16 protein-coding genes are annotated in these 17537 nt (G+C 70.0%); 11 read left to right on the top strand and 5 right to left on the bottom strand.

From position 1 onward, the window contains the following. Positions 1 to 478 precede the first annotated feature (478 nt). Positions 479 to 1864 carry a helix-turn-helix domain-containing protein gene (locus AB0C35_RS37885; RefSeq protein WP_358466880.1) on the top strand — a complete coding sequence of 462 codons (1386 nt, stop codon included), beginning with the start codon at positions 479 to 481 and terminating at the stop codon, positions 1862 to 1864. A gap of 189 nt (positions 1865 to 2053) precedes the next feature. On the opposite strand, the gene AB0C35_RS37890 is transcribed toward AB0C35_RS37885, so the two are convergent. Together AB0C35_RS37890 and AB0C35_RS37895 are read right to left on the bottom strand one after the other, a co-directional pair. Further along, positions 2054 to 2935, bottom strand: coding sequence for a hypothetical protein (locus AB0C35_RS37890; protein WP_358466882.1), 882 nt, complete (start codon positions 2933 to 2935; stop codon positions 2054 to 2056). A 64-nt stretch (positions 2936 to 2999) separates the two neighbouring features. Then, positions 3000 to 3983: a hypothetical protein gene (locus AB0C35_RS37895; RefSeq protein WP_358466884.1), complete on the bottom strand. Its 984-nt coding sequence runs from the start codon at positions 3981 to 3983 to the stop codon at positions 3000 to 3002. A gap of 435 nt (positions 3984 to 4418) precedes the next feature. Here AB0C35_RS37895 and AB0C35_RS37900 point away from each other — a divergent pair, with 435 nt between their 5' ends. Further along, on the top strand, positions 4419 to 4826 hold the full coding sequence (locus AB0C35_RS37900; protein WP_358466886.1) for an ATP-binding protein: 408 nt from the start codon (positions 4419 to 4421) through the stop codon (positions 4824 to 4826). Positions 4827 to 4880: 54 nt separating this feature from the next. On the opposite strand, the gene AB0C35_RS37905 is transcribed toward AB0C35_RS37900, so the two are convergent. Both AB0C35_RS37905 and AB0C35_RS37910 read right to left on the bottom strand, forming a co-directional pair. Next, positions 4881 to 6503: an AMP-binding protein gene (locus AB0C35_RS37905; protein WP_358466888.1), complete on the bottom strand. Its 1623-nt coding sequence runs from the start codon at positions 6501 to 6503 to the stop codon at positions 4881 to 4883. A gap of 139 nt (positions 6504 to 6642) precedes the next feature. Then, positions 6643 to 8376 carry a pyruvate dehydrogenase gene (locus AB0C35_RS37910; protein ID WP_358466890.1) on the bottom strand — a complete coding sequence of 578 codons (1734 nt, stop codon included), beginning with the start codon at positions 8374 to 8376 and terminating at the stop codon, positions 6643 to 6645. Positions 8377 to 8498: 122 nt separating this feature from the next. Between AB0C35_RS37910 and AB0C35_RS37915 the strand changes: the two genes are divergently transcribed. The 5 genes from AB0C35_RS37915 to AB0C35_RS37935 all read left to right on the top strand — a co-directional run bounded on the left by AB0C35_RS37915 (position 8499) and on the right by AB0C35_RS37935 (position 12972). Beyond that, positions 8499 to 9038 carry a MarR family winged helix-turn-helix transcriptional regulator gene (locus AB0C35_RS37915; protein WP_358466892.1) on the top strand — a complete coding sequence of 180 codons (540 nt, stop codon included), beginning with the start codon at positions 8499 to 8501 and terminating at the stop codon, positions 9036 to 9038. Between the two features lie 88 nt (positions 9039 to 9126). Then, positions 9127 to 10329, top strand: coding sequence for a cupin domain-containing protein (locus AB0C35_RS37920; protein ID WP_358466894.1), 1203 nt, complete (start codon positions 9127 to 9129; stop codon positions 10327 to 10329). Next, positions 10326 to 11165, top strand: coding sequence for a hypothetical protein (locus AB0C35_RS37925; RefSeq protein WP_358466896.1), 840 nt, complete (start codon positions 10326 to 10328; stop codon positions 11163 to 11165). Before AB0C35_RS37920 ends, AB0C35_RS37925 begins: the two co-directional genes overlap by 4 nt. Further along, positions 11162 to 12322: a fumarylacetoacetase gene (gene fahA / locus AB0C35_RS37930; RefSeq protein ID WP_358466898.1), complete on the top strand. Its 1161-nt coding sequence runs from the start codon at positions 11162 to 11164 to the stop codon at positions 12320 to 12322. Before AB0C35_RS37925 ends, fahA begins: the two co-directional genes overlap by 4 nt. A gap of 104 nt (positions 12323 to 12426) precedes the next feature. Beyond that, positions 12427 to 12972, top strand: a complete 546-nt coding sequence (locus tag AB0C35_RS37935; RefSeq protein WP_358466900.1) for a hypothetical protein — start codon at positions 12427 to 12429, stop codon at positions 12970 to 12972. A 57-nt stretch (positions 12973 to 13029) separates the two neighbouring features. Here the strand turns inward: AB0C35_RS37935 and AB0C35_RS37940 are convergent, their stop codons facing one another. Next, complete coding sequence (locus AB0C35_RS37940; RefSeq protein WP_358466902.1) at positions 13030 to 14001, bottom strand: alpha/beta hydrolase; 972 nt, start codon at positions 13999 to 14001, stop codon at positions 13030 to 13032. Between the two features lie 105 nt (positions 14002 to 14106). On the opposite strand from AB0C35_RS37940, the gene AB0C35_RS37945 reads away from it, so the two are divergent. The 4 genes from AB0C35_RS37945 (at position 14107) to AB0C35_RS37960 (ending at position 17429) form a co-directional block, all read left to right on the top strand. After that, positions 14107 to 14640 (top strand): nuclear transport factor 2 family protein, encoded by a 534-nt coding sequence (locus AB0C35_RS37945; protein WP_358466904.1) that lies wholly within the window; start codon positions 14107 to 14109, stop codon positions 14638 to 14640. A gap of 61 nt (positions 14641 to 14701) precedes the next feature. After that, entirely contained in the window at positions 14702 to 16018 is a 1317-nt protein-coding gene (locus AB0C35_RS37950; RefSeq protein WP_358466906.1) for an amidohydrolase family protein, read from the top strand. 283 nt (positions 16019 to 16301) lie between these two features. Continuing rightward, positions 16302 to 16487 (top strand): DUF397 domain-containing protein, encoded by a 186-nt coding sequence (locus AB0C35_RS37955; protein ID WP_358466908.1) that lies wholly within the window; start codon positions 16302 to 16304, stop codon positions 16485 to 16487. Between the two features lie 207 nt (positions 16488 to 16694). Then, positions 16695 to 17429 carry a dihydrofolate reductase family protein gene (locus AB0C35_RS37960; RefSeq protein ID WP_358466910.1) on the top strand — a complete coding sequence of 245 codons (735 nt, stop codon included), beginning with the start codon at positions 16695 to 16697 and terminating at the stop codon, positions 17427 to 17429. The last annotated feature ends 108 nt before the right edge of the window (positions 17430 to 17537 follow it).

A 17537-nucleotide genomic window follows, 5' to 3' on the forward strand; every position in this document is an offset into this window, starting at 1 on the left:
CTCAGTTGACTAAGGTATCGCCGCGACCGAACACCGACCCGAATCGATCATTATCATCAAATGACAACTTTCATTTGGACGCACATTTGAATTTGTCGCGAACCGGTAGCCCCCGACCGGCCGCCGCGACCACCCCGCCCGACGGCCTCCCCCGTCCCGAGCCCGTTGAGTTACGGCGTGTCGCCCTTATCGGCGGCCTCGCAAGGGCAACACGCCGCATGTGAACGGGACGGAGCCGTCCGGCAGGGCCGGACGCGGGTGCGGAGCGGAGCAGGATAAGAGGATTATTCATGTTCCTCATATTCGACAGAACTGTGTCGTCCGGTGCCGGCCGCGCAACGGTGGCAGTTACTTATAAGTGGGTGAGCAGTGGCCACGGGGATTTGTTCTTCAGCTCTAGAGAAGTGGCGCACGGGGCCTGCGTAACGTCGGTGTGCCCCGCATCACACCGGGCTCAGACGGAGGTGTGTCAGTGTCGATGACCAGAGCAGCCCTCGAATCCGTTGATCCCTTCGATCGCGACGGCCGGCTCCCGCCGCGGCTGGCCCGGCTGATGCGGCCGGAGCTGCCGAGCCTCGCCGAGGAGATCGTCACCGAGATCCGCCGCGCCATCCCCGAGTACGCCCGGCCGCTCGACGGGCCCTACGGCCATGTGCTGCGGCTGAGCGTGGAGCACAACCTGGCCGCGTTCGTCGACCGTGTCGCCGCGCTCCCCGGCGCGTCCGGGGTCAGCGAGGACTCCGCCGGCACGGCCCGAATGCTCGGCCAGTACGAGGCGCACGAGGGCCGCAGCATGGACTGCCTGCAGGCCGCCTACCGGATCGGCGGGCAGGTCGCGTGGCGGCGCGTCATGAAGGTCGCGCCGCGCTACGACATCTCCTCCGCCGTCATGTCGCGGCTGGCGGAGGCGCTGTTCATCTACCTGGACGACCTCGCGGCGCACTCCCTCGACGGCTACCGGCGGGCCAAGGAGCGCCCGATCCCGGCGCTCGACGAGCGGCGCCGGCGGCTGTTCCGCCTCCTCCTGGACGACCCGGAACCCGGGGACGGCGTCGTCGCCGAACTGGCCGAGGCGTCCGGCTGGGCCGTCCCGGACGAGGTCACGCTGGTCGCCGTCGAGCCGGACGCCCGCTGCGAGTGGACTTCACTGGACGAGGACGTCCTCGCCGACCTGGAGTGCGCCGAACCGCACCTCCTGCTGCCCGGCCCGTTCACGGCCGGCCGCCGCACGATGCTGGACGCGGCGCTCCCCGGCCGCCGGGTCGCGGTCGGCCTCACCATGCCGCCCGGCCAGGCGGCGGACTCGCTGCGCTGGGCCCGCCGGGCGCTCGGCCTGGCGCTCGACGGTGTCCTCGGCGACGGCCCGGTGACCCTGTGCGAGGACCACCTCGTCCCGCTGTGGCTGCTGTCGGACCCGGCGCTGGTCGAGCAGCTGACCCGGCGGCGCCTCGGCGTCCTGGACGGCATGACGCCCGGCCAGCAGGACCGGCTGACCGAGACGCTCCGGACCTGGCTCGTGACCCGCGGCACCGCCGCCGAGATCGCCGAGTTGCTGCACATCCACCCGCAGACCGTCCGGTACCGGATGCGCAAGATCGAGCAGACCTTCGGCGACGAACTGGACGACCCGGAAGCACGCTTCGGGATCGAGGTCGCCCTACGCGCCGCCCATCTCCGCCGCCCCCCGAAGCCTCCCCCGGCCGCACCGGCCATCACCTCGACCCGCCAACGGCCTCAAGCAAGCCCCCCGAAGCCAGGCGGATCCAACGGAACCAACGACCCCGGCCATCACCCCGGCCCCACAACGACCAAAACCATCGCGATCGCGTCCGAAGGCAGGTTCCGAGCGAAGCGAGAAACCTGATCGCGCAGCGAGCCGCAAGGCGAGCCGGAGCGATGCAGCGATCGCGGCGCAGTGCCCGCCGAAGGAGGGCCCTCCAGGGCCCGACGCCAAGGGCACTGCGGGGCAAACACAGCGATCGCACCGCAGTGCCCGCCGAAGGAGGGCGCTCCAGCGCCCGACGCCAAGGGCACTGCAAAGCAAACACAGCAGTTAAACGCGACCAATGCCGAGGGTGTTCTGTGCGGGGAGTAGGCCGCTCTCCAGGACCTTGAACAGGATCGGCATGGTGAGCTGCGTGAGACGGTCGGTCTTCTCGGCGCCCAGCGTCCGCCAGGGACCGTAGGCGAGGTCGTCGGTCGTTCGCTCGACGGAGTCGCGCAGTTCGCGGCCCCGGTCGGTCGCGGTGCCGTCGGCGTTGACGAGGCCCCGGGACGCGAGGCGGTCGCGGGCGGCGGCCCATTCGTCGTCCGTCCAGCCGCGGCTCGCGAACGTCTCCACGGGTGCGGCGCCGATCGCGGCGAACGAGACGAGCGCCTCGGCCGGGTCGAGTCCGGCGGTGAGGAGCGCGGCCACGTGGCCGTCGCCGCGCTGTTCGCGCAGGACGCCGATGGCGTGCCAGAGGGCGAGGTGCGGCTCGTCCGGCCAGGGGAGATCGGCGTTGGCGGCGGCGAGGGGACGTCCGGCGGTGCTCGCGGCCTCGGTGGCGGTGCGGGCCAGGTCGGCGGCCTCGGCGATGCCGGGGGCGCCGATGGCGTCGCCGAGCAGGTTCCGGTACATCCGGTCGACGGCGCGGGTGCGGGCCTCCAGGACGCGTTCGGGCGGTGCGACCGTCCAGGCGGCGGGGATGTGCTCGGCCACCATGCGCGGGCTGAAGCTGTAGAAGGCGGCCGACACCGCCTCCGCGCCGGCGGCGCCGAGGGGTGCGGCGCGCCAGGCGAAGTAGCTCGGCCAGCGGGTGTCCACCTTGTAGCCGAGCGCCTCCGCCTCGGCGAACACGTCGGGCGAGTACCAGAACAGGGCGTGCACGGGTTCGAGTTGGTGCCACACCTGGCGGGCCAGGCCGGGGTTCTCAGTGCTGCTGGATGCGGTCACGGCGTTCTCCTTCTTCGGGTCACCTCCAGCCTATCTTGACAGTGACAAGATTGCACATCGAAGTTCAGGCCAGCCGCGAAGGCGCCGGGGGCAGGGCGCGCGGTGCGGCCGAGTGCCGTGCCGCCACGCCGTCCCGGACGATCCGCGCGCGGCGCTCGTGGCGGGGGAACGCCAGCAGCGCGAGGACGGCCAGGCCGACCCCCGCGACCCGCAGCAGGAACAGCCCGGAGTCGCCCGGCCACGGCTCCCCGTACAGCAGCGTCGCCGACAGCAGCAGATGCGTCTTCGCGGTCACCGTGACGACGGTGACGATGATGGTGAGGCGGCAGCGCTGCAGCCCGATCGACAGCAGCCCGAGCCCGAGGACGCCGGCGAGCAGGAACAGGTACGGGTGCGGCGAGGTCAGCACGTCCGTCCGGTGGTCACCGGCGAGCATCGTCGCCATGCCCATGCCGAAGACCTCGGTGGCGCCCAGCAGGACGCCCGCGCCGAGCCCGTAGGCGATGCCGGTCAGCGGTCGCGCGTGCCGGCCGCTGACCTGGCGGTCGCGCACGCAGAACATCCAGAGCGGCAGGGCCAGCGAGGGCACGCAGACGAGGGCCGCCTTCCACAGCGGGAGCGCGGCGGCCGCCTCGGCGCCGCCCGTCCTGTGCAGGGCGTCCGAAAGCGACTCCCCGTGGCCCGGCAGGACCGACAGCGCGGCCGCGACCATCGCCGCCACGGTGATGAGCGCGGCGAGCCACTCGCGCGAGGTGGGCCGCTCACCGAACCCGCTCATCCCCACGACCAGCAGGAGGACGAGGCTGAGCCCGAAGGCGGGGAGGGTGGCGACGACGGGGAGCGTGACGAGCGCGGTGGCCGAGAGCGCGAAGCCCGCCAGCAGCACCAGGACGCCGGTCCACCACAGGGGGCCGCGCACCAGCCGTCCGGCGGCGTGCAGCGGATGCCGGCCCCCGATCGGGCTCATCCGCCCGGTGGCCGTCTTGAACAGGACGTACGCGGCGATGTAGACGGCCTGCGCGGCGCAGGCCAGGACGACCGCTTGCATGGCGCACCTCCGGGGGTGGGGCTCCGGCCGGAGCCCGGGGTGTCACCGGCCGGCGGCACCCCCATCCCCGCCGCCCGGCGAAAACGCTGATGATTCGGATGGTGACATGGGGAAGCCGTCCGGCGATCCGGCCCGAGAGACGGAGAAAATGCCTGTTTTGTACGCCTAGGTGAGCAATAACTCGGACACGGGCACGGTGGCATGCGTCCAGGCCCCGAAGTGACCACCCGGTTGTCGCTGAAGTGAGCAGGAAGATGGACGTTGTTTCATATTTTCGCAATGCGCGGATGTTGCGGTAACTCGTACCGTAGGCTCCGCGTCTAGCGCTGAAACCGCCCCGGAAAGGCCGAGATCGATACGTCCATGGCATTGCCCGATCACTCACCGCAGGTGAATGATTGCGGTGCGCTTCCAACTCGACTGCGTGGTGATTGAGTGACCGTGGGGATGGAACGGCTCGGAGAACCGTTCGGGTTCACCGGTGACGGAGACGGCGGCCGCCGGGCCCGCCGCACCGTCCGCGAGCGTGCCGCGAAGGTCGTCGCGGACGAGTCGCTCCTGGACGATGTCGAGCTGATGGCCGCCGAGGCCGTCGCCAACGCCATCCTGCACGGCACCGGCCTCGTCACCGTGACGGTCTTCACCGACGGCCGGCGGATCCGCGTCGACATCGCCGACGACGGGCCCGCCCGGGAGGCCCCCCACGACGAACGGCGCCTCGACCACGGGCGCGGCCTCACCGTCGTCGACGCGCTCGCCGACGAGTGGGGCTTCGACCAGGCCCCGCACCGCACCCGCCTCTGGTTCATCGTCGACGCCGAACGCCCACCGGCCGACGCCTAGCGCGACCCGGCGGCGGACGCCGCACGGGCGCCAACCGCACGGGCGACAGTCCGGTCAGGCCGGGTCTTGGTCTATGTGCGCCTGGAGTTCGCGGCGGGCGACCTTGCCGGTGGCGTTGCGCGGGAGCGCGTCGACGAAGTGCACGTCGCGGGGGACGGCGAAGCGCGCGAGATGGTCGCGGACGTGGGTGCGGACGGCGTCGGCGTCGAGTGCGCCGCCGTCGCGCAGGGCGATGAACGCCGCGGCCCGCTGCCCGAACTTCTCGTCCGGCACTCCGATCACCGCGACCTCCCGTACCTGCGGAAGGCCGGTCAGGACCTCCTCGATCGCGCCGGGGAAGACATTCTCGCCGCCCGAGACGATCATGTCGTCGTCGCGGCCCTGCACGAACAGCCGGCCCTGCTCGTCGAGGTGCCCGACGTCGCCGAGGCTCATCAGGCCGTCGCGCATCTCCTTGGTGTCGCCGCTGGTGTAGCCGTCGAACGGCAGCTCGTTCGCGGCGAAGATCCGTCCGGTGGTCCCCGGCGGGACGCGTTCGCCGGAGTCGTCCAGGATCGCGACCTTCGTCCCGGGCGGCGGGGTGCCCGCCGTGTCGGGACGGGCGCGCAGGTCGGCGGGCGTCGCGATGGTGACCCACGACGCCTCCGTCGACCCGTACATGTTGTAGAGGACGTCGCCGAACTCGTCCATGAACGCGGTGGCGAGCGTCGCGGGCAGCGCCGAGCCGCTGACGGCCGCGATCCGCATCGAGGACGTGTCGTGCTTGCGGCGCGCGGCGTCCGGGACGTCCAGCATGCGCTGGAGCATGACGGGGACGGCGACGAGCGCGGTCGCCCGGGTGGCCTCGATCGTCCGGAGGGTCTGCTCGGGGTCGAAGCGGGACCGCAGCACGATCGTGGCGCGCAGCGGGATCGCCGCCTGGAGCATCGCGTATCCCCAGGTGTGGAACAGCGGCGCCTCGATGAGCATCCGCTCGCGCACCCGGTACGGAATGCGAGACAGGACCGACACCATCGGCGACAGACCGGGCCGCGAGTGCCGGTTGGCGCCCTTCGGCCGGCCGGTCGTACCGGAGCTGAGGACGATCGTCCGGCCCGCCCTCGACGGCGGCTCGACCTGCCCGGCGGGCGCCGTGACGATGAGGTTCTCCAGCTCCGAGCCCGGCCCGCCCGCCTCGATGACGCGGACCGTCTTCGGCACCGCCGCGATGAAGCCGGCGAACTCGGAGTCGGCGATGACGACCTCGGCCTCCTGCTCCTGAACGGCGGCCACGAGCTGCTCGGTGCTCATCCCGGTGTTCAGCAGGAGAAGGTCGGAGCCGCGTTTGCTGCACGCGACGAGCGTCTCGACCATGCCCCGGTGGTTGCGGCAGAGGACGGCGACCCGGGGGGCGGTACCGGCCCGCCCGAGGGCGGCGGCCAGCCGGTCGGTGCGGGCGTCGACCTCGCCGTAGGTCAGCTCCCCCGCGTCGTCGATGATCGCGACGGCGTCGGGGTCGCGGGCCGCAGTGGACACGACCGTCCCGCCGAGCAGGGTGCCCCAGCGGCGCAGCGCACCGAGCTGGCGGGCGACCTTCAGCGGCGGTCCGGGGCGCCACATCCCGCTCCGGACGAACATGCCGCCCGCCCGCGCGACCAACGCCGTGCGGCGCCCGAACTCCGACGATCGTCCGCTCATCTGCCGCTCCCGGCCGTAGGTGGGTGGTTATGGGTACCGACCGTAGGGATAACGCCGTTCGTCCTCTTCTTCGTCAAGCCAGCTATTCGGGCGTCCCGTTGTCAGCAACATGACAACGGTTCGCCGTTTCGTGATGCGGTCAGGGGCGCGGGATGTTGCGGAGGTTGCTGCGGGCCAGGTCGAGCATCTTGCCGACGCCGCCGGTCAGGACGGTCTTGCCCGCGGACAGGGCGAAGCCCTTCACCTGCTGCGCGGTGATGCGCGGCGGGAGGGACAGGGCGTTCGGGTCGGTGGCGACGTCCAGGAGGTAGGGGCCGGGGGCGGCGAGGGCGCGTTCCATCACGGTGCGGACGTCGGACGGACGTTCCACGCGGGCCGACTCGATCCCCACGGCCTCGGCGATCGCGGCGTAGTCGACGGCCTCGTGGTCGGTCTCGTAGGCGGGGAAGCCGTCCACCATCATTTCGAGGCGCACCATGCCGAGGGACGCGTTGTTGAACACGATGATCTTCACGGGGAGGCGGTGGAGCTTGACCGTGAGGAGTTCGCCGAGCAGCATCGCGAGGCCGCCGTCGCCGGAGACGGAGATGACCTGCCGTCCGGGCGCGCCGTACTGGGCGCCGATCGCGTGCGGGAGCGCGTTCGCCATGGAGCCGTGGGAGAACGAGCCCATGACGCGGCGGCGTCCGTTGGGGGTGATGTAGCGGGCGACCCAGACGTTGCACATGCCGGTGTCCACGGTGAAGATCGCGTCGTCGGCGGCGAGGTCGTCCAGGACGCTCGCGACGTACTCGGGGTGGATCGGGATGTGCTTCTCGATGTCGCGCGTGTAGGCGGAGACGACGGTCTCCAGCGCGCGTGTGTGGCGGTGCAGCATCTCGTCCAGGTACGACTGGTCGCGCTTCTGCTCGACCTTGTCGAGGACGAGGCGGAGCGTCTCCCCCACATCACCATGGACGGCCAAGTCGAGCGGTGTGCGGCGACCCAGTTTCGATGGGTCATTGTCCACCTGGATGGTGTTCTTGCCCGGCAGGAACTGGTCGTAGGGGAAGTCGGTGCCCAGCAGGAGGACGAGATCGGCCTCCTGCGTCGCCTCGTAGCAGGCGCCGTAGCCGAGCAGCCCGCTCATGCCGACGTCGAACGGGTTGTCGTACTGGATCCATTCCTTGCCGCGCAGTGCGTGACCGATCGGCGAGAGCAGCTTGTGCGCGAGCTGCATCACCTCGGCGTGGGCGCCCTGAACACCGGCCCCGCAGAACAGCATCACCTTGCGCGCCCGGTTCAGCGCCCCGGCGAGCTGCGCCACCTGGTCGGCCGGCGGGCGGACGATCCCCTTGCGGACGAGGAAGTCGTGCTCGCCGGTGGGGACCGCCGTGTCCTTGCTCGCCGTGTCGCCGGGGAGCGTCAGCACCGAGACGCCGCCGAGCCCCACCGCGTGCTGGATCGCGGTCCGCAGGATGCGCGGCATCTGCTCCGGGTTGATGATCGCCTCGCAGTAGTGGCTGCATTCGGCGAAGAGGCGCTCCGGATGTGTCTCCTGGAAGTACCCGCTGCCGATCTGCTCGCTGGGGATCTGCGACGCCAGCGCCAGCACCGGCGCGCCCGACCGGTGCGCGTCGTACAGGCCCTGGATGAGGTGCGTGTTGCCGGGGCCGCAGCTTCCCGCGCACACCGCGAGCCGCCCCGTGGCCTGCGCTTCCGCCGCCGCGGCGAACGCCCCGGCCTCCTCGTTGCGGACGTGCACCCAGTCGATGCCCCCCGTCCGCCGGACTGCGTCCACGATCGGGTTGAGGCTGTCGCCCACCACCCCGTAGACGCGCCGCACGCCGGCCTGCCGCAGCACTTCGATGAACTGGTCGGCGACGGTCGCCATCGTCCCTCCCGAGCATGGTCCGCTTCCCGCACCCCGGGAGATTCCCGGTGATCTCCCGCTGACACGCGTATTCCGGCCGGGGTTAAATAGTCAATCCATGAACCAGATGGGGGAGGTCCGCGATGACGGCCACGGAGAGTGAGAGCGAGGGGTTGGACTTCTGGTCGTTCGTCGATCTCGCAGGTCGCCGGCTGTCGGAGGAGTTCGGGTTCCCGCATCCGCTCGCGACGCGGCTGCTGCTGACCCTCAACCGCGCGTCGGCGATCGTCACCTACGACCTGGAGTCCACGGTGCACCGGCCGCGCGGGCATTCGTGGGCGGGTTTCCGGCTGCTGTTCGTCACCTGGCTCGCGGGGCCGCTGGAGCCGGGACGGGCCGCCACGCTGGCCGGGATGAGCCGGGCCGCGGTGTCCAACCTGGCGAAGACGCTGATCGCGGACGGGATGATGGTCCGCGCTCCCGGGGAGCGGGACGGCCGGTCGGTGATCCTGTCGCTGACCGAGCGGGGCCGGGAGGCGATGCTGGAGATCTTCGGCGCGCAGAACGAGCGGGAGCGGCAGTGGGCCGGAGTGCTCACCGAGACCGAGCGGCAGATGCTGATCATGCTGCTGGACAAGCTCATCGCCGGCCGGGACAGGTTCGACGTGCGCGAACGGAGCTGACGCGGGGTTAGGCCCTTCCCTGAACGGAAGAAGAGTCGTAGTGTCGGCACAAAGTAGTTAATGCGTTAATCATCGGAGGCGAAGGAGCATGGCCCATTACCGCCGGGTCGGCCACGTCCCGCCGAAACGCCACACCCAGCACCGCCACGGCGGCGGGGACGGCGGCGAGCGGCTGTACTTCGAGGAACTGATGGGCGAGGAAGGCTTCTCGTCCGATTCGTCCCTGCTGTACCACCGGGAGATCCCGTCGGCGATCGTCGACTCGCAGGCATGGGACGTCCCGGACGCCTCCACGACACCGAACCACCCCCTCAAGCCGCGCCACCTCAAGCTGCACGACCTCTTCCCGAAGGAGACGTGGGCCGACACCGACGTCGTCACCGGGCGGCGCGTCATCCTGGCCAACAACGACGTCCGCCTGTCCTACGTCGTGTCCGCCGCCGACTCGCCGCTGTACCGCAACGCGACCGGCGACGAGATCGTGTACGTCGAGTCCGGTACCGCCACCGTCGAAACGGTCTTCGGAGCGCTGTCGGCCAAGCAGGGCGACTACGTCATCATCCCCACCTCCACCACCCACCGCTGGCTGCCCACCGGCGACCAGCCCCTGCGCGCCTACGCCATCGAGGCCATGGGGCACATCGCGCCGCCCAAGCGCTACCTGTCGCGCTACGGCCAGTTCCTTGAGCACGCCCCGTACTGCGAACGCGACCTGCACGGCCCCGGCGAGCCCCTCCAGGCCGACGGCACCGACGTCGACGTCCTGGTCAAGCACCGCGGCTCGCGCGGCATCACCGGAACCCGCATGACCTACGCCCGGCACCCGTTCGACGTCGCCGGCTGGGACGGCTGCCTGTACCCGTTCACCTTCAGCGTCCACGACTTCGAACCCATCACCGGCCGCGTCCACCAGCCGCCGCCCGCCCACCAGGTGTTCGAGGGCCCGGGCTTCGTCGTGTGCAACTTCGTCCCCCGCAAGGTCGACTACCACCCGCTGTCGATCCCGGTGCCCTACTACCACTCCAACGTCGACTCCGACGAGATCATGTTCTACTGCGGCGGCGACTACGAGGCCCGCAAGGGCTCCGGCATCGGGCAGGGCTCGGTCTCGGTCCACCCCGGCGGCCTCGCGCACGGCCCGCAGCCCGGCGCCTACGAGCGCAGCATCGGCGTCGAGTTCTTCGACGAGCTCGCCGTCATGGTCGACACGTTCCGTCCCCTCGAACTCGGCGAAGGCGGCCTGGCCTGCGATGACGGCGCCTACGCCTGGACCTGGGCGAGGCGGCCATGATCCCCGCGTTCGCCCTCGGCCTCTGCGACGACGCCGCCGTGTTCCCGCCGGGCCTCGCGCCGCTCGCCGACGCCGTCCCCGCCCACCGTCACCACCGGTCGGCCCCGTACGCGGCGCTCGTCGGTCCCCTCATCCTCCCGGCCGCCGCGCTGAGGGAACTGGACCGGCTGCTCACCGACAACGATCCGTTCGACCTGTCGATCACGGCGCCGGGTGGGCCGTGCGAGGCGGCCAAGGCCCTCGTGACGGCCGCCGACCTGCCCGTCGACCTGCGCGGGCTTGAGGTCGCCGTCCCCACCGGAATGGGGCCGGACGAGTTCTTCCGCGTGCTCGGCCGCGTCGACGTCCCCCTCTACGTCGAGGTGCCGAGGGACGACCGCCGCGCCGCGATGATCGCCGCGATCGCCGCCCGCGGGCACCGCGCCAAGTTCCGCACCGGCGGCGTGAAGGCCAACCTGTACCCGAGCCCCGACGAACTCGCCGCCGCGATCCTGGCGGTGGTGGACGCCGGCGTCCCGTTCAAGGCGACCGCGGGGCTCCACCACCCCGTCCGCAACACCGACCCGGAGACCGGCTTCCACCAGCACGGCTTCCTCAACCTGCTGCTCGCGACCGACGCCGCCCTCGACGGCCGCCCGGTGAGCGACCTCGCCGCCATCCTCGCCGACCGCGACGCCCGGTCCGTCGCGTCCCGCGTCGCTCGGCTCGGCGAACGCAGGACGGCCGCCGCCCGCGCCTGCTTCCTGTCCTTCGGGACGTGCAGCATCACCGACCCCCTCACCGAACTCGCGGACCTCGGGCTGCTCGCGTCCGCGCTCCAGGAGACCTCCCGATGACCCGGATCGCGATCCCCGAAGACTCCCTCTTCGGGCTCGCCAACCTCCCCTACGGCGTGTTCTCCACGCCTGGGATCACCCCCCGCGTGGGCGTCCGCGTGGCCGACACGGTCGTGGACCTCACCGTCCTGGACGACGTTTTCGCCGCGCCGTCCCTCAACCCCTTCATGGCGCAAGGGCACGCGCGCTGGGTCGAGGTCCGTGAGCGGATACTGAGCCTGGTCTCCGGGGACGTGCCGGACACGGCCGTCCACCCCATCGGCGCGGTCACCATGCACATGCCGTTCGAGGTGGCCGACTACGTCGACTTCTACGCGTCCGAGCACCACGCGTCCAACCTCGGCCGCCTCTTCCGGCCCGACTCCGAACCGCTCATGCCGAACTGGAAACACCTCCCCGTCGGGTACCACGGCCGCGCGGGGACGGTAGTGCCGTCCGGGACCGACATCGACCGGCCGACCGGCCAGCGCAAGGGCGAGGACGCCCCGACCTTCGGCGAGAGCCGCCGCCTGGACATCGAGGCAGAGGTCGGCTTCGTCGTCGGCACCGGTTCCGCGCTCGGCACCCCCGTCAGCACGGACGACTTCGGTGAGCGGGTCTTCGGCGTCGTCCTGGTCAACGACTGGTCGGCGCGCGACATCCAGGCATGGGAGTACGTGCCGCTCGGCCCGTTCCTGGGCAAGAGCTTCGCGACGTCCGTCTCGCCCTGGGTCGTACCCCTCCTCGCCTTGGAAGCCGCCCGCGTCGCCACCCCTCCCCAAGACCCCGAACCCCTCCCGTACCTGCACGAGAAGAACCCGTGGGGCCTGGACCTCTCCCTGGAGGTCACATGGAACGGGCAGGTCGTCTCCCGTCCGCCCTATCGGGAGATGTACTGGTCACCGGCCCAGATGCTCGCCCACATGACGGTGAACGGCGCCTCGTCCCGCACCGGTGACCTGTTCGCGTCCGGGACGGTCTCCGGCCCGGCCAAGGACCAGCGCGGCGCCTTCATCGAACTCACCTGGGGCGGCAAGGAACCCGTGACCGTCAACGGCGAACCCCGCACGTTCCTGGAGGACGGCGACGAGGTGGCCATCACCGCCACCGCCCCGGGCCCGTCCGGGACGCGCATCGGCTTCGGCGAGGTCCAGGGGCGCATCCTCCCCGCCCGCTGACACCCCTCACCCCGGTCCAGAGCGAGATGCAACCGGCCAAAGCGAACGAAACACCGTCCGGATGCGTCCGATCTTGAGAACCCCATCGGCGTGAGAAGGGCCCCATGACAGCTTTGATCGTCCTTCTTCTCGCCTTGGGGGCCGTCATGTTCGTCCTCGGGTGCCTGAACCAGCGGAAGCTCTACTGGAAGCTCGCCGCCTGGCAGTACCGGAACCCGGAGGCCAACGAGCCGTCCGACGCCGCGCTCGGGTTGAACCGGTTCGGTCTGATCACGTCCGGTGTCCTGCTGCTCGCCGGGGCCGGCATGGTCAACGCCGCCGACAACCAGCCGCAGGGCTACTCCACGTCGCAGGTGAGGGCGGTGGCGTCCGCGGCGGCGTCCAAGGTGGACAGCGGCTCGGGATCCGGGATCGGCTCGTCGTCCGGCGCGTCGTCCGACGTCTACGAAGCCGTGAACGACGAAGGCGACGGCAACGTTGAAATCCGCTCCGCCGGCGGCGGCACGTACGAGTTGACGAACCGCTATGGCAAGAACCCCGTCTGCCTCACCGTCACGGTCGAGAACGACCTGAACATCGGCGGCAACAGCGACGGCGACAGCCCTTGGAGCCACTCGATCAGCACGTCCGTCAACGAGGGCCCCTGCTGACCAGGCCGGCTCCGGTCGCAGACGTGCATTGGTCGCGTGCCGCCTCCCCAGGGCGCGCTACCCCAGGCCCGCGAGGAAGGCGGTCATGGCGGCGTTGACCTCATCGGCGGCCTCCATCTGCACGAAATGTCCGGCCCCGTCGATGACGTGGGTCTCCCGAAGCCCCGGCACCAGCTTCCCCATCTGCTTCAGCGCCTCCGAACCCATCATCTGGAGGACGGGGTCGCGCTCCCCCACGAGGAACATCGTCGGGACGGTGACGGGCTCGTCCGGACGCGTCTGCTTCTCCTTCCAGACGTGGTCGTAGGCGCGATACCAGTTGAGGCCACCGGTGAAGCCCGTCCGGCGGAACTCGTCCACGTAGTAGGCGAACTCCTCCCGTGACAACCAGGACCACGGCAGGGGCGGGGCTTCCGGCAACACATCGAGGTAACCGTTGTCTTCGCTTGGATGCCGCCAGATGTCGAGGTACCGGTAGCCGCCACTGAGCGCCCAGAACACGTTCGCCAAGAAGCGCTCAGGGTCGGAGCCCAGTTCCTCATCGGCAGGCCCCTCCTCCTGGAAGTAGTGGACGTGGACGAAATGCTCCTCGGCCATCCGCGCATAGATCTCAGTGGGCGGACGCCCCGAAACCGGCATGCGCGGGACGCTGAGCTGTATCAACGCTTTGACTCGTCCCGGAGCCCACTGGGGAAGGTCCCAGACGAGAGCGGCGCCGAAGTCGTGTCCGGCGAAGACGGCCTCGTCGATGCCCAGCCCGTCCAGGAGCCCGACCATGTCGGCCACCGTATGCCGCCGGTCATAGCTCGCCGGTGAGGCGGGACGACCACTCCGCCCGTACCCGCGCATATCAACCGCGATAGCCCGATAACCGGCCGCCGCCAGGACCGGAAGCTGATGACGCCAGCTGTACCAGAGCCCCGGAAAGCCATGGCACATCACCACCGGGAGCCCCTGCCCCTGCTCGACCACGTGAAGGGCGATGTCACCGACGTCCACCATGCGGTCACTGCCTTCGCTGGGGCGCATGCCGACCTCCTCCGCCGGAGCCAGTTGCAACGATCATCAGCGTCCGGCCCCGCGCGGTGGCCGCCCTTCCCGTTCACCGGGACACCGCTGGACGGGACGTCCCCCATGGCCGAAGGTCGAGCCACCATGCCGCAGCCACCGAGCCCCGACCTCGCCGCGCGCATCGCCCGGCTGGAGGCCATCGAGGAGATCAAGGCCCTCAAGCACCGCTACCTGCGGGCCTGCGACACCAAGGACCCGAAGGAGTTCCGGGCCTGCTTCATCACCTCGGGCGCCTCGATCGACTTCGACCGCCTCGGCGCCTTCGACGACGCGGACGGCATCGTCAAGGTCTTCGAACGGATCGCCCTGCGGCAGGTCGACGGCGAGAACGTGATCCTCGACATGCACCACGGAATGCACCCGGACATCACCGTCCACGGCGAAGGCCGCGCCTCGGGCCGCTGGACGCTGAAGTTCCGCCAGGTGAACCTGCTCGACAACACCGAGACGGTCAGCACCGGCGAGTACGACGACGAGTACGTGGTCGAAGACGGCCGCTGGAAAATGTCGAAATGCCACTTCCGGCGTTTCTGGGCGATCACCCGTCCGATCGGCGACGACTGCCGCATCGAACAGCAGGATCCGCGCGACCCGTAAACCTTCCTTAAAGACCTGGCGATTCGCGGCATGATGCCCGCCGAACGGGCAGTTGGCGACCGTGAACGAACAGCCGGGGAAGATCGTGATCCACAACGTGCGGATCTTCGATGGGATCGGCGACGGCGTCCGGAGCGGCCACGTGGTGACCGAGGACTCCAAGATCCAGAAGGTGGCCGCCGGGGAACCACCGCCCGTCCGGGACGCGACGGTCATCGACGGCGGCGGGCTGACCCTGATCCCCGGCCTCAGCGACGCGCACACGCACCTCGTGCTGGCGGGCGCGACCCAGGCCGAACTGATGCTCAGCGGCACCGGCCTGCCGTTCCTGAAGGGCGCCGCCGAAGCCGAGGCGATGCTGATGCGCGGGTTCACCACCGTCCGCGACATGGCCGGCGACACCGGCGACCTCAAACGGATGATCGACGCGGGCGCACTGCCCGGCCCGCGCATCTACCCCAGCCAGGCGGGCCTGTCGCAGACCGGCGGCCACGGCGACTTCGGCATGGTCTACGACGTCCCGACCGCCCTGGGCGGAACCTCGACGCGCGCCGAGCAACTCGGGCTCATGCGGATCGCCGACGGCCGCGCCCAGGTGCTCGCCGGCGTCCGCGAACAGCTGAAGAAGGGCGCCGCCCAGATCAAGATGATGGCCGGCGGCGGAGTCGCCTCGGCCTACGACCACCTGGACGTCCTGCAGTACACCCAGGACGAACTGCACGCCGGTGTACAGGCCGCCGCCGACTGGGGCAACTACGTGGCGGTCCACGTCTACACCGGAACCGGAATCCGCCGCGCGATCGAAGCGGGCGTCCAGGTGATCGAGCACGGGCAACTGGCCGAAGAAGACGACATCAAGTACATGGCCGACCACGACGCCTGGCTGTGCACCCAGCCCTTCATCGAAAGCGACCACGACTACCCGAGCCCGGCGTCAGCCGAAAAGAACCGGCAGGTGTGCCAGGGGGTGGAACGCACCTTCCGCTGGGCACTCGACCACGGCGTGAACATCGCGTTCGGCACCGACCTGATGCTGAACCCCGCGAAGAGCGGCAGGCAGAGCGACATGGTCACCCGCCTGGCCCGACTGACGGGCAGCCCGATCGAGGGCCTGAAGATCGCCACGTCCGCGAACGCCGAACTGTTCCGCAAGGCCGGGGCACGCGACCCCTACCAGATCCCGACCGCCACCGACCTGGCCAAGTACGGCGCCAAACCCCACGTGGCCCACCTGGGCGTCATCGCCGAAGGCGCCTGGGCCGACCTCCTGCTGGTCAACGGCGACCCCACCCAAGACCTGACCCTCCTAGCGGACCCCGCCACAAACCTGAAGGTCATCATCAAGGACGGCCACATATACAAGAACACACTCCCTTGACCTACCAAGTGGAAGGGAACATGCGGTGCTTCAGGAGCAGATCCACCGGCTCCGCCGCCGCCTTGGCGTCCCCGCAAGGAAAGAGGAACGCTCAACGGCTCGGTCACCCGCACCCCGCACCCGGCCGAGAGCGCCTCCACCAGCGGCACCCCCAGCCAGCCGTCCCGTCGTCATACCCGGCGTCCAGCGCGGAACAGGCGATACGGTATGACCAGATCGGCATGTCCTCAATGACCGTCGAAGCATCCCGAGCCTTCATCGTCAAGACACTGGACTCGCTCTCATGATCATCAAGTGGCGCAAGTCCACAAGGTCGGACGATCACGGCAACTGCGTAGAACTGGCCTCACTCCCCCGCGCCATCGCCATCAGGGACAGCAAGGCCCCCGACACCGCCCACCTCACCCTCACACCCCAGGCCTTCGCCGACCTCCTCACCCGTGTCAAGCAGGACGCCCTCACCCCCTGAGCGAACCGCCCCAGGGGGGTCAGCCACACGGTTGTGGACGTCGTCCACGGGCAAACCCCCAAGCACCAAGGCGGTCATCCGGGTCGCACACTCGGCCGGTCCTCGCCGGTGATCCGTCCTTCCGCGCCCGGGCCGGTCCTGACGGGCGGAGCCGTCCACGTACCCCGTTGCCGGTTCAAGATCGTCAGACCGTAGGAGGTCGCACTCATGGGTCGTCCGCGCATCGTCTGCCACATGCACATGTCGCTCGACGGGAAGATCGTCGGCGACTACCTGCCGACGGACGTCGGAATGGCGTCACAGCGGGAGTTTTACGCACTGGCCTACGGACCCGGGCGGCACTACCGCGATCACAAGGGATGGCTCAGCGGGCGTATCTCCAGCGAAGACAACTTCACCCACTACCGCAAGCCGGAATTGGACGAAGCAGCTGCGCCCGTCCCCGAGGGGGACTACATCGCCGTCCCCGACGCGCCCATGAACTACTTTTCGGTCGACCCGTCCGGCCAGCTGGGCTGGGAGCGCAACTCGATCGACTACTTCGACACGAACGCCCACATCGTCGAGATCCTCTCGGGCCGGGCGAGCAACGCGTACAAGGACCTCCTTCGCCGCCTGGGAATTTCCTACCTCATCGCCGGCGAAGACTCACTCGACCTCGAAGAGGCGGTCGAGAAGATCGGTGCGACCTTCGGGACCGAGGAGCTGATACTCGGTGGGGGAGGCGGCCTGAACTGGTCGTTCATCCGCGCCGGCCTCTGCGACGAGGTGAGCATCGTGCTCACCCCGGCCGCCGACGGAACCAAGGGCGCACAAACCCTGTTCGAGGCCGACGGGCGCTACACCACCGCGGTGCCGACCGCGTTCGGCCTGGAGGACGTACGAAAGCTCCACGACGGCAGCCTGTGGCTGCGCTACACCGTCAAGGGACCGATCAACTGAAGCTGCCGTGCGCCTACCGCTCCCGGACGGCGTAGGTCAGGTGCGTCACCCTCGGGGAGTGCTCCGTGCGGATGGGTTCCAGGGCCACGCGGCCCGCGTCCACGCCCT

Origin of the sequence: Spirillospora sp. NPDC048819 (assembly GCF_040650055.1) — a bacterium.
In the GTDB taxonomy this organism is placed as follows: Bacteria; Actinomycetota; Actinomycetes; order Streptosporangiales; family Streptosporangiaceae; genus Spirillospora.

Coding starts and splice junctions, on each gene's coding strand:
- AB0C35_RS37945 (WP_358466904.1), top strand. CDS start 14,107: ATGGCCGAAGGTCGAGCCACCATGCCGCAGCCACCGAGCCCCGACCTC.
- AB0C35_RS37935 (WP_358466900.1), top strand. CDS start 12,427: ATGACAGCTTTGATCGTCCTTCTTCTCGCCTTGGGGGCCGTCATGTTC.
- AB0C35_RS37955 (WP_358466908.1), top strand. CDS start 16,302: ATGATCATCAAGTGGCGCAAGTCCACAAGGTCGGACGATCACGGCAAC.
- AB0C35_RS37920 (WP_358466894.1), top strand. CDS start 9,127: ATGGCCCATTACCGCCGGGTCGGCCACGTCCCGCCGAAACGCCACACC.
- AB0C35_RS37940 (WP_358466902.1), bottom strand. CDS start 14,001: ATGCGCCCCAGCGAAGGCAGTGACCGCATGGTGGACGTCGGTGACATC.
- AB0C35_RS37925 (WP_358466896.1), top strand. CDS start 10,326: ATGATCCCCGCGTTCGCCCTCGGCCTCTGCGACGACGCCGCCGTGTTC.
- fahA (WP_358466898.1), top strand. CDS start 11,162: ATGACCCGGATCGCGATCCCCGAAGACTCCCTCTTCGGGCTCGCCAAC.
- AB0C35_RS37885 (WP_358466880.1), top strand. CDS start 479: ATGACCAGAGCAGCCCTCGAATCCGTTGATCCCTTCGATCGCGACGGC.
- AB0C35_RS37915 (WP_358466892.1), top strand. CDS start 8,499: ATGACGGCCACGGAGAGTGAGAGCGAGGGGTTGGACTTCTGGTCGTTC.
- AB0C35_RS37905 (WP_358466888.1), bottom strand. CDS start 6,503: ATGAGCGGACGATCGTCGGAGTTCGGGCGCCGCACGGCGTTGGTCGCG.
- AB0C35_RS37960 (WP_358466910.1), top strand. CDS start 16,695: ATGGGTCGTCCGCGCATCGTCTGCCACATGCACATGTCGCTCGACGGG.
- AB0C35_RS37895 (WP_358466884.1), bottom strand. CDS start 3,983: ATGCAAGCGGTCGTCCTGGCCTGCGCCGCGCAGGCCGTCTACATCGCC.
- AB0C35_RS37910 (WP_358466890.1), bottom strand. CDS start 8,376: ATGGCGACCGTCGCCGACCAGTTCATCGAAGTGCTGCGGCAGGCCGGC.